At 70.9% G+C, this 13,108-nt stretch carries 9 protein-coding genes; 2 read left to right on the top strand and 7 right to left on the bottom strand.

Annotated features, from left to right (window positions below; translation table 11 throughout):
• Positions 1 to 30: 30 nt before the first annotated feature.
• From ABZ348_RS29535 to ABZ348_RS29510, 6 genes are all read right to left on the bottom strand, one after another.
• A complete protein-coding gene (locus ABZ348_RS29535) occupies positions 31 to 1,830 on the bottom strand; it encodes an acyl-CoA dehydrogenase family protein (protein WP_358938182.1) in 1,800 nt (599 codons plus the stop codon).
• Positions 1,820 to 3,802 carry an acyl-CoA dehydrogenase family protein gene (locus tag ABZ348_RS29530; RefSeq protein ID WP_358938180.1) on the bottom strand — a complete coding sequence of 661 codons (1,983 nt, stop codon included), beginning with the start codon at positions 3,800 to 3,802 and terminating at the stop codon, positions 1,820 to 1,822. The genes ABZ348_RS29535 and ABZ348_RS29530 overlap by 11 nt, the downstream gene beginning before the upstream one ends.
• A 3-nt stretch (positions 3,803 to 3,805) precedes the next feature.
• A complete protein-coding gene (locus ABZ348_RS29525; protein WP_358938178.1) occupies positions 3,806 to 5,593 on the bottom strand; it encodes a fatty acyl-AMP ligase in 1,788 nt (595 codons plus the stop codon).
• Between the two features lie 341 nt (positions 5,594 to 5,934).
• Positions 5,935 to 6,252 (bottom strand): DUF6059 family protein, encoded by a 318-nt coding sequence (locus ABZ348_RS29520; RefSeq protein WP_358938176.1) that lies wholly within the window; start codon positions 6,250 to 6,252, stop codon positions 5,935 to 5,937.
• A gap of 11 nt (positions 6,253 to 6,263) precedes the next feature.
• Positions 6,264 to 8,213 carry an HAD-IIIC family phosphatase gene (locus tag ABZ348_RS29515; protein ID WP_358938174.1) on the bottom strand — a complete coding sequence of 650 codons (1,950 nt, stop codon included), beginning with the start codon at positions 8,211 to 8,213 and terminating at the stop codon, positions 6,264 to 6,266.
• A gap of 325 nt (positions 8,214 to 8,538) precedes the next feature.
• Positions 8,539 to 8,988: a MarR family transcriptional regulator gene (locus ABZ348_RS29510; protein ID WP_358938172.1), complete on the bottom strand. Its 450-nt coding sequence runs from the start codon at positions 8,986 to 8,988 to the stop codon at positions 8,539 to 8,541.
• Positions 8,989 to 9,212: 224 nt separating this feature from the next.
• Between ABZ348_RS29510 and ABZ348_RS29505 the strand changes: the two genes are divergently transcribed.
• Positions 9,213 to 11,078: an ABC transporter ATP-binding protein gene (locus ABZ348_RS29505; protein ID WP_358938170.1), complete on the top strand. Its 1,866-nt coding sequence runs from the start codon at positions 9,213 to 9,215 to the stop codon at positions 11,076 to 11,078.
• 55 nt (positions 11,079 to 11,133) lie between these two features.
• Here the strand turns inward: ABZ348_RS29505 and ABZ348_RS29500 are convergent, their stop codons facing one another.
• Positions 11,134 to 12,216, bottom strand: a complete 1,083-nt coding sequence (locus ABZ348_RS29500) for an NAD(P)-binding domain-containing protein (protein WP_358938168.1) — start codon at positions 12,214 to 12,216, stop codon at positions 11,134 to 11,136.
• Positions 12,217 to 12,290: 74 nt separating this feature from the next.
• Between ABZ348_RS29500 and ABZ348_RS29495 the strand changes: the two genes are divergently transcribed.
• A complete protein-coding gene (locus tag ABZ348_RS29495; RefSeq protein WP_358938166.1) occupies positions 12,291 to 12,713 on the top strand; it encodes a secondary thiamine-phosphate synthase enzyme YjbQ in 423 nt (140 codons plus the stop codon).
• Positions 12,714 to 13,108 lie beyond the last annotated feature (395 nt).

Raw genomic sequence — 13,108 nt, 5'->3', positions numbered from 1 at the left:
ACTCCTCGGTGGAAGCGCTGGGAGGCGGAATCAGCCGGCCAGCGGGGTGTCGTAGAGGTCGTAGCTACGGCGTTCGTGGAAGCGCCGGAGCACTTCCTCGTGCACGCGGCCTTCACAGGCGGGAGGCAGATCGGCCGGGCGCTGCCCCAACCGGCGGGCGAGGCGGTGCAGTGCGGCGGCGGCCCAGGCGGGATCGGCGAGGAATGCGTCCCCACCGTCCCGTGCGGCCCGCCACACGCCGAGCACCGCCGCCGCCGCGAGGAAGACCGCATAGCGGTCGGCGAGGGCGAAACTGGCCGGGCTGGCCAGCGCGGTCCGGTCCTGCGGGGAAAGGCTGAGGCTGTCCTCCTGGAGCTGTCTGAGCTGGTCCAACATCCGCATCACCAGGGCCTGCACCGCGAGCTCCTCGGGGGAGCCGCTGGGGAGGTCGTCGACCGCCGCCACCAGGGACGCGCTGAGGCTGTCCCGACCGCTGGCCAGGGACAAGCGGTCGAAGGGGATGTCCCCCAGTGCCGTGCGGGGCTCGAACAGCGCCCGGGGCGCCTCGTCCCCCGCGAACCAGGCGCGCCGGGCCAGCCGCGACAGCTGCGGAATGATGGTGGCCTGGCAGGCCGCCGAGCCCGCATGGCCGAGACTGAGCACCGGTAGGTCGCGCACGTGCTTCTGGAACAGGCCGAACTCGCCCTCGCGCACGTAGAACCGCGCCCCGAGCACGATCGACAGGTCGTACATGGTGTCCGTGAGCATCTTGGGCACCAGGTACTTCACCGCAGCCGCGTACACACTGGTCTCGTCGGGAAGCAGATGCACCGCACGGGTGCCCACCAGCGCCAGACTGTCGCAGATCAGCAGGTCGAGGAAGGCTCCGGTCAAGGTGGCTGACGCGTGCGGGATCTCCATCACGGTCCGCCGGTACAACTGCCGTCCGGCCGCGAACCGCACCACCGTGCGCAGACTGGTGTCGAGGGCGCCGATCGCCATTCCCGGAATCGCACTGCGGGTGATCTGGAACGAGCGCAGGGCCAGTTCCACTCCCTGACCCACCGCGCCCACCCGGGCGGAATCCGGCACGGGGCAGTCCGTGAAGTCCAGCCCCGACAGCCGGCAGCCGCGCACGCCCACCGCGCTGTAGCGGGGCAGCACCCGAAAGCGCTCCGCGTCCAGTTGGTCCCGTTCGACGAACAGCACCGAATGGCTCCGGCTGCCCGGATTGCCGTCCGTCCGACTGAACAGGGAGAACGCTGCCGCCCTGTCGGCGTTGTTGATGACCTCCTTGCGCCCGTTGAGCCTAAAGCCCCCCGGATACGGGTCGGCGCGGAACTCGTTGCGGACGAAATCGTTGCCGTGGGGCAGCTCGTGGTAGGCGACCGAGACCTTCGACCCGGCCAGCAGCAGATCTGCCAGCCGACGGCGCTGATCGTCGCTGCCGGCCGTCCACACGTTCGCCGCCGCCATGAACGACGTGATGCCGTACCCGAGTCCGAGCGCCACATCGCGCCGGAAGACGTGTCGCATCGTTCGGACGAGGGTGTCGAGCCGGTCGAGCCGACCGCCGAGGGCCGTCGGCACGAACTCGGCGTTGAACACCACGTCGTCGAGGAGTTGTTCCCCTGCGGGCGGTAGCTCGCCGGTTTCGTCGGCGGCGACGATCTCGGCCGCGGACAGCGGGTTGGCGGGGTCCTCGGGGTCGCCGAAGCGTCGCTCCAACTCCGCGACGCGCGCCTTGGCCGCGTCCTCCTGTGCTTGGTCGGCGCCCGGAAGGAGGCCCTGGGCCGGGCCGGTCGGGACCGCCTCGCCGCGGAGCCCCTGGACGGCGGGATCACTCAGCATGACGTCCCCTCGGATGACCGGGCGTCCGGTGCGACGCTCCGGTGTCGATGACAGCGGTCCCGGCTCGCGGATCGCTGACGTGGTGCCCCGATGCCGGTGGGCGCGGGGTGGCGGCGGGTGCCGCGCGTCCCGTCGAAGGGCTCGACGGGCGGAACGGCTCCGGGCCCGGTGGGGCTCCGATCGCCGCCTTCGACGGACTCGTGGGCGGGTCGCCGCCGGCCGCGGTGGCAACACCGGGGTGCAGGCGCAGGCCGAAGAGGGAGAACAGCGTTCCGGCGCGGCCGGCCGTGCGCAGTTCCTCCAACAGCGGAGCGAATGCTTCCGACGTGCCCGGGGCGGATTCACCCAGCCGGAACAGCAGCCGGTCGAGTGCCGCCCGCAGCCACACCGCATCGCGCCACAGACCGCCGGTGGCTCCCGCCACGCCGGCCCGGTGGTTGTTCACCCACAGGCCGAGGCAGGCCGCACCGGCCAGACACAGGCTGTAGCGCCGCGCGACCTCGAACGCCTCGGGCGGTACGTCGGTGACCACCGTGCGGTGGGCGTCCATCGACTCGTGCACCTGCTCGACCACGGCGAGCAGTCGCACCGCGGACGCCACCGCCTGCTTCAACTCCGGCCGTCGTTCGGCCTCGGCCTCCAGACGGGCGATCGACTCCGGCAGGGTCGCCATGATGCCGCTGCCGCGGCGCGCCACCAGGGACAGCCGCTCGGGTGCCAGCGCGGGCAGCTGCGTCGACAGGTCGAAGGCCGCGAGGGCCCCCGCCGTGTCACCGCTGCGCCGCACCCAGCCCCTGGTCAGCGAACGGAACTGGTTCACCAGCGAGTTCAGGTTGACCAGGGTGTTGCCGTCGAAGAGACCGACGATGCGATGGTCGCGGTCGATCTTCTGGAACATGCCCCGGGCGTGGACGCCCTTGAGGAAGGCCCGGGCACCGAGCACCTTGGTGAGGTCGCCGATGACCGCCTCGGTGCCGGTGGGCACCAGGTACTTCGTCACCGCCGCGACCACACTGAGCTCGTCGGTCGCGGTGTGCACCGAGCGCGCCGCCACCGTCGCCAACGCCTCGCCGATGAGCACGTCGGCCGCTGCGGACGCCAACACATGACGTGCCTGCGGCAGATCCACCAGGCGACGCCCGTACAACTCGCGCCCCTCGGCGAAGTCCAATGCGATCCGCAGCGCATGATCGGCCGCGCCCAAGGAGAGGGACGCGCACATCGTCCGGGTGAGCTGGAGGGCCTTGAGCACGGTCTCGACACCGCTGCCCACCGCCCCCACCGCGGCGCCCGCGTCCACCGGAGCGCCGTCGAAGACGATGCCGCTGATGTCCGCACCCCGGATGCCGTGCGTACGGATCTTGTCCAGGCAGCGGTAGTCGGCACCGGCCGTCAGGGTGCGCTTGTCGACCAGGAGGACCGTGAAGCCGCGCGGCCCGCCCTCCGCAGAGGTCCGGGTCAGCACCGACAGCAGACTGCCCCGCGTGGCGTTGTTGATCAGCCACTTCTCACCGGAGAGCGACCAACCGCCCGAGCCGTCCGGCTCGCCCAACACATCACCGGCCAGCAGATCGCTGCCGTGGGCCCGCTCGGTGAGCGCCAAGGAAACCGGCAGCGCGGCACGGATGTCCGCCGCCAGCGCCCTGGCCTGCTCGGTGGAGCCGGCGACCCAGACGCACACCCCGCCCAGATAGGTCTTGCCGTGCCCGACGGCCACGGTCAGATCGCGGCGGGCGATCACCCGCATCACCTGGAGGACGGTCTCGTAGTCCGTGAGCCGCCCACCGTGCTCGACCGGAATGTAGTACTCGGGCAGACCCCAGTCCTCCAGCGCCCGGCAGATCTCCGTCGGGAACTCCTCCCGCTCGTCCAACTCCAGGCAACGCGCGTGGGAGAACACCGCGTCGGGGTCCTCGGGATCGCCGAGCAGCAGTTCCAGTTCCTGTGCCGCGCGGTACGGGGGATGCTCCATGGGTCAGCCCACCGCAACCAGGGACGGCGTCGACGCGGCGGTCGCCCCCTCCACGGCGGTGCGGACCGAGGGCTCCACCACGAAGTGGAGCGGCGTCAGCGCGCCGGCGAGGAACAGCTTCCGCATCAACGTCCGCTGGATCTTGCCGCTCGTCGTACGCCGGACGGTGCCCGGACGCACCAGCAGCACGTTCCCCGCCGGCACGGAGAACTCTTGACCGATCATGCGCTGTACGGAGGTGGCGAGCGTCTTCAGATCGGAACCCAACGCCGCCGCACGGACCTCGTGGATCACCACCAGATGCTCCTGACCGCCCGCGTCGACACCGAAGACCGCCCCCGCGCCGATGGCCGGATCCAGTGCACGGACGGCGCTCTCCACGTCGTACGGATAGATGTTGCGGCCGTTGATGAGGACCATCTCCTTGAGACGGCCCGTGACGAACAGCTCGGCGCCGTCCAGCGCTCCGAGGTCACCGGTGCGCAGCCAGGTCCCGACCGCCTCCTGGCCCGCGATCCGGGCGCCGAAGACCTCCGTGTTGACCTCGGGACGCTCCCAGTACCCGGACGCCACACTGGCGCCGCGCACCCAGATCTCGCCGACCTGCCCGGCCGGCTGCTCCACCCGGCTGACGGGATCGACCACGCGCACCTCGAAGTCCTCCGCGGCGGCCACGCCACTGCTCACCAACGTCCTGGCGGGCGCACCCAGGTACGGGCCCTCCAAGCGCCCCTGCTCCAACCCGGAGGCGTCCACGTCCCGCAGCAGTGCGCCGCGGTCCTTGGGCGTACCGGTCACCAGCAGGGTCGTCTCGGCCATGCCGTAGCAGGGGAAGAAGGCGTCCGGGTTGAAGCCGTGGGGCGCGAAGCGGTCCGAGAACGCCTTCAGGGTCTCGGCGCGCACCGGCTCGGCGCCGTTGCACGCGGTCCGCAGCGTCGAGAGGTCCACGCCCTCCAACTGGGCGTCGGTGACCCTGCGGACGCACAGGTCGTAGGCGAAGTTGGGGCCACCGGTGCCGTGCACCCCGTAGTCGCTGATCATCTCAAGCCAGCGGGCCGGCCGGCGCAGGAAGGACACCGGGGACATCAGCACGGCCTTGGCGCCCAGCCAGAGCGGCTGGAGGACATGACCGATCAGACCCATGTCGTGGTAGAAGGGCAGCCATCCGCCGATCACCATGTCCGGGGTGTTGTGCGCGGCGCGGGCGATGGCCGCCTCGTTGGCGAGGAGATTGCCGTGGCTGACCATTACGCCCTTGGGGGAGTTGGTGGACCCCGAGGTGTACTGGAGGAAGGCCAGGTCGTCCCGGCCGAGTTGCGGATCGCGCCAGGCGCCCGCGTCTCCGACCGGTCCGCGGTCGGTGGCCAGGGTCACCACGTCGGCGAATCCCTCGGCGGCGAGCCACGCCTCCACGTCGGGGGCGTGCTGCGCCAGGGTCAGCACGGCGCCGACCCGGGCGTCCCGCACGATCGAGGACACCCGCTGGAAGTGCTGGCCCTGCTCGGAGGGCAGCGGCGCCGGCACGGCGACCGCCCCCGCGTAGAGGCAGCCGATGAACGCCTTGATGAAGTCCAGGCCCGACGGGTAGAGGAGCAGGACCTGGCGCCCGGACAGCCCGCGTTCCTGGAGCCAGGACGCGACGTCCTTGGCGGTGCGGTCCAGCTCCAGATAGGGCAGTCGCTCGGGTTCCGTGCCCCGCCCGCCGTCCGAGAGGAACACGAATGCGTCCGCGTCACCCCGTTCGTCCGACCGCGTCAGCACCAGCTCCGCGAATGAACTGAATTCCGCCACCGTCTTCCCCTCGCCTTGACGCCATGTGAATCGTGTTGAACCGACCCGTCCCGCCGATCGTCGATTCCCGACCTAAAGGCCCTCTTGCGCACCGGCTGCATCGCCCTGGGGGGAGGCGGACATCGCTCGCCGCCCCCGGCGAGCCGATGTCATGGCTGAGTCAGAAAGCGCGGCCGGCGGTCGGGTGCACGTACCCGACGGGGGTGTGGCCGTACGGAGCCGTTCGGGCCGCCGGGTACGCGCACACGCCGATGGGCCCGGGACGTGGAGCACGGTCCCGGGCCCATCGCACACACTTCGTTCGGACGCCCGTTGTTCGCGACCCGTCCCCGACACACTCCCTAGGGGAGCCGGCCCGGCCCCTCCAACTGCGCCCAGAGCGCCTGTTCGCACGGGGACGGCGGCACCTCCGCCACCAGCCGTTCCGGATGGGCGGGCGGTGGCCCCACTAACCGTGCCGCCGCGGCCTGTTCCCGCTCGTCACCGCGGCTCGCCGCCGCACGGTCCTCGGCCGTCCACTCCTGCGAGGCCGCGTGGAAGGAGTTGGCGGGAAGCGTCCCGGTCATCGCCGCCAGCGAGGCGAAGCCCCGCATCAGGAACCGTCCGAGCCACCGTGCGCCGCGCCCGAGCGATCGCCGTCCGCCCGAAGGAATCGCCATCGATGCGCCTCTCAGGTCGACTGCTCGGAGACGTCCACGGTCAGTTGGACGTGCTCCGGCGGCCGTGGCACCTGGTCCTCGGCCAGATCATGACGGAAGGAGACCGTGCCGTCCACGCCCTCTCCCGTCTCGGCGAAGCCGACGGAAGGGTAGAGCCCGCGCACCCGGTGGTTCTTGGCGGTCGGCCGATAACCGGCCTCAACGGCCGGCGCACCGGCCTCCCTGGCTCGCTGGAGGAGCGCAGAGAGGCACGCCTCCTCGATGCCACGGGCGAACACCCGGCAGCTGAGGAGCATGTTGTCGATCCGCCAGGCGTCGCCCGTGCCGATACCGCTCACCAGCACCGCTCCCACCAGACCGTTGTCCCCGAACCGGTCCTCGGAGCGGATCGCCAGCGCCAGGTGCTGGGGCGAGTCCCGAAGGGCCCGGATGTCGGCCTGTTGGAGCCGCTCGGTGGTCAGATTGAACTGGTTGGTGCGCAGGGTCACCTGCGAGACCCTCGCGATCTCGTGCTCCCGCACCGGTGAGAGGGAGACCCGGACCCCGAGGCCCGCCAGATACTCCTCCATCGAGCCGGCGCTCTCCTGGAGGTCCTGCCGGGCGGCGTCGGTGCGGTACAGCGCGGCGCGGGCACGGTCCTCGGCGGTGAGTTCGGGGACGTCGAACCAGCCGTCGGCCAGCAGCCGTTCGATGTGGAGCGCAGGCTCCTCGTCGAGTCGTACCACGGCCACCCCCGGGAGACTGCCCGCCACCAGACCACATTCGAACGGCGAGTCGTCGGCGAAGACGAAACTGTCCACCCCGAGGTTCAGCCGGCGCGCGATCTCCAGCAGATTTCCGTCCTTGGGCTCCCAGTTGGCGTTGACCCGTACGAAGTCCTTCTCCCGCAGGGCCATGTCGGGATGGTCGCGCAGCACCTGGAGCACCGGCTCGCGGTCGTTCTTGCTGCACACGGCCAGCAGTACGCCCTGGGCCCCGATCTGCCCCACGACCTGCTGGAACCGTCCGAACGCCTCACCCCGGTAGGTGGTGGCCGCGGCGATGCCCTCCGGACCGTCGTCGCCGAGGATGCCGTCCCACAGGGTGTTGTCGAGATCGACCACCAGGACCTTCTTGGTGCGCCCCCGCAGCCCCCGGGCCAGATGTCCCACCTCGCGGGCGTACCCGGCGAGCAGTTCGTCGCCGAGGAGGACCTTGGCGTACGCGGCGAGCCTCGGCTCGTGCACCGGGCCGCTGGTGGCCACCAGCGGATCGAGGTCCACGACATGCACGCGGTCGTGGTCGACCGCCAACCGCAGCAGACCCGCGTTGAACTCCCGCCAGATCACACCCAGTCGGGCCCGTGAGCGCGCGTCGACCAGCCGACGGACATGGGTGCGCAGCAGGGGGAGGGTGTTGAGGACCAGGGTGCCCGTGCCCTCGGAGACATAGCGCTCGGCGAGCGAACCGATCAGCGCCAGCTTGGCGGTGGCGGTCCGCTCCACGTCCTCCACCAGCCAGGGGTGCGGCAGTTCGTCGAAGACGACCTGTGCGTCGAGGATGCACAGGGCGAGGTCCGCCCGCGCCGCGTAGAACTCGCTGCCGGTGTCCTGGAGGTCGCGGAACCAGGAGCCGAAGTCCCCCGCGTGTTGGTGCAGCAGCAGTCCATGACGGGCGAGTTCCGCGGTCAGGGGCGCGGTGAGTCCGCTCAGGGTGGAGTGTCCGGTGACCGCGACGGTGACCGCGGCGGTTTCGGGGTGCTCGGTCAGGACCTCGTCCGGCTTCAGTCTGGCCAGCAGTTGACCTGCCCGCACCAGGTCCGGCGCGGGCGCGCCCGAGGGGTCTCCCGCCGATGCCAACTCGGCCAGCAGGCCGGGCACCTCGGGGTACGCGTGGGCGAGCCGCCCGTCGCGGTGGAGGGCGCGCAGCCGGTCCAGGGGCCCGATCCGCTCGCCCACGGTGGTGCTCGCAACCGTGGCCATGCTCTCTCCGTTCACCGAGTTCACTTCACAGGGCATTGCGCTGGGTGTCGCCCTGTTCGGCGGTCGGTGCCAGGCCCCGGGGCGCTGCCCCGCCCCAGGGCGCACGGCGCCGCTGCGACGGGCGACGGCCTTCAGCGTCGCGGAGGTGTCTTAAGGCGGCCTTGAGTGGATCGGCGCCCCGGTGGCCGGCGATCCGATGCGACGATCAGAGAACGTCAGGGGCCGCAGACCGGAGAACGTCAGGGACCGGAGACCGCGAGAAGGTCAGGGACCAGAACGGAGGAAGCGCCGTGCGGCCCGGTGGTGCGGTCGTGCAGGGCGCGGCTCAGCAGTCCTGTGCCACCCCGTCGACGAGGGAGGACAGCAGCTCGCCGAAGGTTTCGCGCTGCTCACGGGTCAGCGGGGCGAGGATGTCCTCGGCCGCCGCCAGCCGGGCGTCACGCAGGGTCCTGAGCACACTGCGGCCGGTGTCGGTGAGCTCGATCCGGATCACCCGACGGTTGGCGGGGTCGGGCGCCCTGCGGACGCAGCCGCTCGTCTCCAGACCGTCCACCAGGCTGGTCACGGCACGGGGAACCACCTCAAGTCGGGCGGCGAGGTCCGCCATCCGGGGCGGTGCGTCGGTGAAGCACGTCAGGGTGCGCAGCAGTCGGGACTGGGCTGGAGTGATGGCGATGCCCGCCGATTCCAGCTGCCGCTTCTGGCTGCGGTGCAGGCGTCGGCTCAGCCTCAGCAACTGCTCGGCCAGGAGACCGTCGACGTCGGGGGAGCTCATACGGGAACAATATCAGGATGGTGTTCATTGTGAACTTAGGTAACAGTGAGCTAGGCTCTCAAATACTCGACGTACGGTTCGTCGTCGGGCTGACCGCCCGGACACGGACCCCTGCCGCTCGACAGGCCGACCGCCGCCGATGAGGCCGGCCGTCGCCCGCGGCCACACCGTGTGACGGCTGCGCCGCCCGCCCAGCCGCGACCCCTCCGGCCCCGAAGGAGCCCATGCACCCCCCCGAACCCCTGACCTGGACCCCGCCGGCCGATACCGGCAAGAACGAGGAACAACCGCCCGCCCAGGTGCGCCGCATCCTGCGCCTGTTCCGGCCCTACCGCGGCCGGCTGGCGATCGTCGGCCTGCTGGTGGGCGCTGCGTCCCTCGTCTCCGTCGCCTCCCCGTTCATGCTGCGGGAGATCCTCGACACCGCCATCCCCGAAGGCCGCACCGGACTGCTGTCCCTGCTGGCGCTGGGAATGATCGCCTCCGCGGTGATGACGAGCGTCTTCGGCGTGCTCCAGACGTTGATCTCCACCACCGTCGGCCAGCGCGTCATGCACGATCTGCGTACGGCCGTCTACACCCAGCTCCAGCGGATGCCGCTCGCCTTCTTCACCAGGACCCGCACCGGCGAGGTCCAGTCCCGGATCGCCAACGACATCGGCGGGATGCAGGCCACGGTGACCTCCACCGCGACCTCGCTGGTCTCCAACCTCACCGCCGTCATCGCCACCGTCATCGCCATGCTCGCCCTCGACTGGCGGCTGACGATCGTGACCCTGCTCCTGCTGCCCGTCTTCGTCGCGATCAGCCGACGCGTGGGCCGGGAGCGGAAGAAGGTCACGACCCAACGGCAGAAGCAGATGGCGGCCATGGCCGCGACCGTCACCGAATCCCTCTCGGTCAGCGGCATCCTGCTCGGGCGGACGATGGGCCGTGCCGACTCGCTCACCGACTCGTTCGCCAGTGAGTCCGAGCGGCTCGTCGATCTCGAAGTGCGCTCCAGCATGGCCGGCCGCTGGCGGCTGGCCATCATCGGCATCGTCATGGCGGCCATGCCCGCGGTCATCTACTGGACGGCGGGCATCGCCATCCAGGGCGGCGGACCCGCGATCTCCATCGGCACGCTCGTCGCCTTCGTCTCCTTGCAACAGGGGCTGTTCCGCCCCGCGGTGAGCCTGCTCTCCACGGGCGTGGACATGCAGACCTCGCTGGCGCTCTTCCAGCGCATCTTCGAGTACCTCGATCTGCCCGTCGACATCACCGAACCCGCCGAGCCGGTCCGACTCGACCCGATCCGGGGCGAGGTCCGCTTCGACGGCGTCACCTTCCGCTACGACCGCGAGCAGGCACGCCCCACCCTGGACACCCTCGACGTCACGGTTCCCGCGGGGGGCACCCTCGCCGTCGTCGGCTCCACCGGCTCGGGCAAGTCCACGCTCAGCTATCTGGTGCCCAGGCTCTACGACGTCACCGGCGGCCGGGTCACGATCGACGGCGTCGACGTGCGCGACCTCGACTTCGACACGCTCGCCCGCGCCGTGGGAGTCGTCTCCCAGGAGACGTATCTCTTCCACGCGTCCGTCGGGGACAACCTGCGCTTCGCCAAACCGGACGCCACCGATGCGGAACTGGAAGCAGCCGCACGGGCCGCGCAGATCCACGACCACATCGCCTCCCTGCCCGAGGGCTACAACACCCTGGTGGGGGAGCGCGGCTACCGGTTCTCGGGGGGTGAGAAGCAGCGCCTGGCCATCGCCCGCACGATCCTGCGCGATCCGCCGGTCCTCATCCTCGACGAGGCCACCAGCGCCCTCGACACCCGTACGGAACAGGCCGTCCAACAGGCGATCGACGCGCTCTCCCACGGACGCACGACCATCACCATCGCCCATCGACTCTCCACCGTGCGCGACGCGGACGAGATCGTCGTCCTGGAATCGGGGCGGATAGCCGAGCGCGGTACGCACGACGAGTTGCTCGCCCAGAACGGCCGGTACACCGCACTGGTCCGCAGGGACGCGGAGGCGGCGGCGCCCGTCCACGCTTCGAGCGACCGGGACCCACGGGCGACGGCATCGATTCCGCAGTGACGATCGGCATCTCCGGCACAGGCGGCACATCGGCCGGGAGGCCGGCCGGCCCCTCCTAGACGAGCGCGGGTTCCTGCGCCAACAGTCGGCGGATCTCCCGGACCGCGGCCCGCCCGGCCCGGTTGGCCCCCACCGTCGACGCGGACGGTCCGTAACCCACCAGATGGACCCGTGCGTCCCGCACAGTACGGGTCCCGGCCATCTGGATGCCGCCGCCCGTCTCCCGCAGCTTCAGCGGAGCGAGATGGTCGATGGCGGCGCGGAAGCCGGTCGCCCAGAGGATGACGTCCGCGGTGACGCTCGTTCCGTCGTCCCACTCGGCCCCGGTCGGGGTGATCCGGTCGAACATCGGCAGCCGATCGAGCACCCCCTGCTCCCGCGCCCGCCGCACCGCCTCGGTCACCGGAAGTCCGGTCACGGACACCACGCTCTGCGGCGGCAGCCCCCGGCGCACCCGCTCCTCGACCAGGGACACCACGGCCCGACCGCGATCCTCGTCGAACGGCGCGTCGACGAAGACCGGTGGCCGCCGGGTCACCCAGGTCGTCTCCGCGGCGAACGGGGCGATCTCCATCAGGTGCTGGGTCCCCGAAGCGCCGCCGCCGACCACGATGACCCGCCGCCCGGCGAACTCCTGCGGCCCCCGGTACTGCGCGGTGTGGAGCTGGCGCCCCTCAAAGTCCTCCTGCCCCGGGTAGCGCGGCCAGAACGGCCGGTCCCAGGTGCCGGTCGCGTTGATCAGGGCCCGCGTCGACCAAAGTCCGGCCGACGTCTCGACGAGCAGCCGCCCGCCCGTGCCCTCGCGCACGGCGGTCACATCGACCGGACGCAGCACTTCCAGTTCAAAGCGCTCCTCGTACGCGGCGAAGTACTCGCCGATCACCTCCGCCGACGGCCGCTCGTCATCGGCGCCCGTCAGCTCCATCCCGGGCAGTGTGTGGATGCCGTGCACCTTGCCGAAGGTCAGCGAGGGCCAGCGGAACTGCCAGGCCCCGCCCGCGCGTGGCGCGTGGTCGAACACCACGAAGTCCCGCCCCGGCACCAGCCCCACCCGCCGCAGGTGGTACGCGGCAGACAGCCCGGCCTGCCCGGCGCCGACGACCACCACGTCCACGTCCCGCACCTCAGAGTCGTTCACGCTTCTACCAACGGTGAGGGACGCGCGGATCTTCCCGTCCCACGACACTTCGCGCCCTGCGAGAGGATGACCCCATGCCCGGACCCTTCACCACCCAGCTGCTCTCCGTGACCACCGGCTCGGACGAGACCGTGACCGATCTGACCGAGGACTGCGAGCGGTTCCTCGCCGAGGCCGCACACGGCAGGGACGGACTGTTGAACGTCTTCGTCCCCCACGCCACGACAGGCATCGCGATCATCGAAACCGGTGCCGGCAGCGACGACGACCTGCTCACCGCACTCCACGCCCTGCTCCCCGCCGACGACCGCTGGCAACACCGCCACGGCACCCCGGGGCACGGCCGCGACCACGTCCTCCCGGCCTTCGTCCCACCCCACGCCACACTCCCGGTCATCGCCGGCCGACTCGAACTCGGCACCTGGCAATCGGTGTGCCTGGTCGACACGAACAAGGACAACCCACGACGACAGGTGAGGTTGAGCTTTCTGGGTTGAGGATTCCCCCGGGCCGGAGGGACCGCGTCATGCCCCCGAGGCCCGGCAAGGGCGCCAAGGGGATGCTTCAGCCGTGGTGGTCACCCCGTGAGGTCATGGCCACGGCTGGAATGGCGTGCGTTGCCATCCAGATGGACTGGCTTTGTCTTGGCGGAGGTTGGCGGACGACTATGCCACCCGTCAGGTGCGGCCGAGCTACTTGGGTTGATCTAGCAGCTCAAGAGCACCCTGCTGGTGGCGTCGATTCTCCTGCGCTTCGGCGATACGGGAGAAAGAAGAGTGGTACGCCCTGGACGCAATCAGGCGGCCGCACGACGGCTGCGGACAAGGCCCGGGGCGGCCAAGCGCCTCGCCTCGGGCACAATCGGCTGCTCCTCACCCTGGCAGGGCGGAGC

The sequence above is a fragment of the Streptomyces sp. NPDC005963 genome (genome assembly GCF_040638655.1).
In the GTDB taxonomy this organism is placed as follows: Bacteria; Actinomycetota; Actinomycetes; order Streptomycetales; family Streptomycetaceae; genus Streptomyces.
The sequence above is the reverse complement of the archived record's forward strand: the minus strand, read 5'-3'. Positions and strand labels throughout refer to the sequence as shown.

Excerpts from the sequence above, each read along its gene's own strand:
- ABZ348_RS29535 (WP_358938182.1), bottom strand. The coding sequence starts at position 1,830 with ATGCTGAGTGATCCCGCCGTCCAGGGGCTCCGCGGCGAGGCGGTCCCG.
- ABZ348_RS29530 (WP_358938180.1), bottom strand. The coding sequence starts at position 3,802 with ATGGAGCATCCCCCGTACCGCGCGGCACAGGAACTGGAACTGCTGCTC.
- ABZ348_RS29520 (WP_358938176.1), bottom strand. The coding sequence starts at position 6,252 with ATGGCGATTCCTTCGGGCGGACGGCGATCGCTCGGGCGCGGCGCACGG.
- ABZ348_RS29515 (WP_358938174.1), bottom strand. The coding sequence starts at position 8,213 with ATGGCCACGGTTGCGAGCACCACCGTGGGCGAGCGGATCGGGCCCCTG.
- ABZ348_RS29510 (WP_358938172.1), bottom strand. The coding sequence starts at position 8,988 with ATGAGCTCCCCCGACGTCGACGGTCTCCTGGCCGAGCAGTTGCTGAGG.
- ABZ348_RS29505 (WP_358938170.1), top strand. The coding sequence starts at position 9,213 with ATGCACCCCCCCGAACCCCTGACCTGGACCCCGCCGGCCGATACCGGC.
- ABZ348_RS29495 (WP_358938166.1), top strand. The coding sequence starts at position 12,291 with ATGCCCGGACCCTTCACCACCCAGCTGCTCTCCGTGACCACCGGCTCG.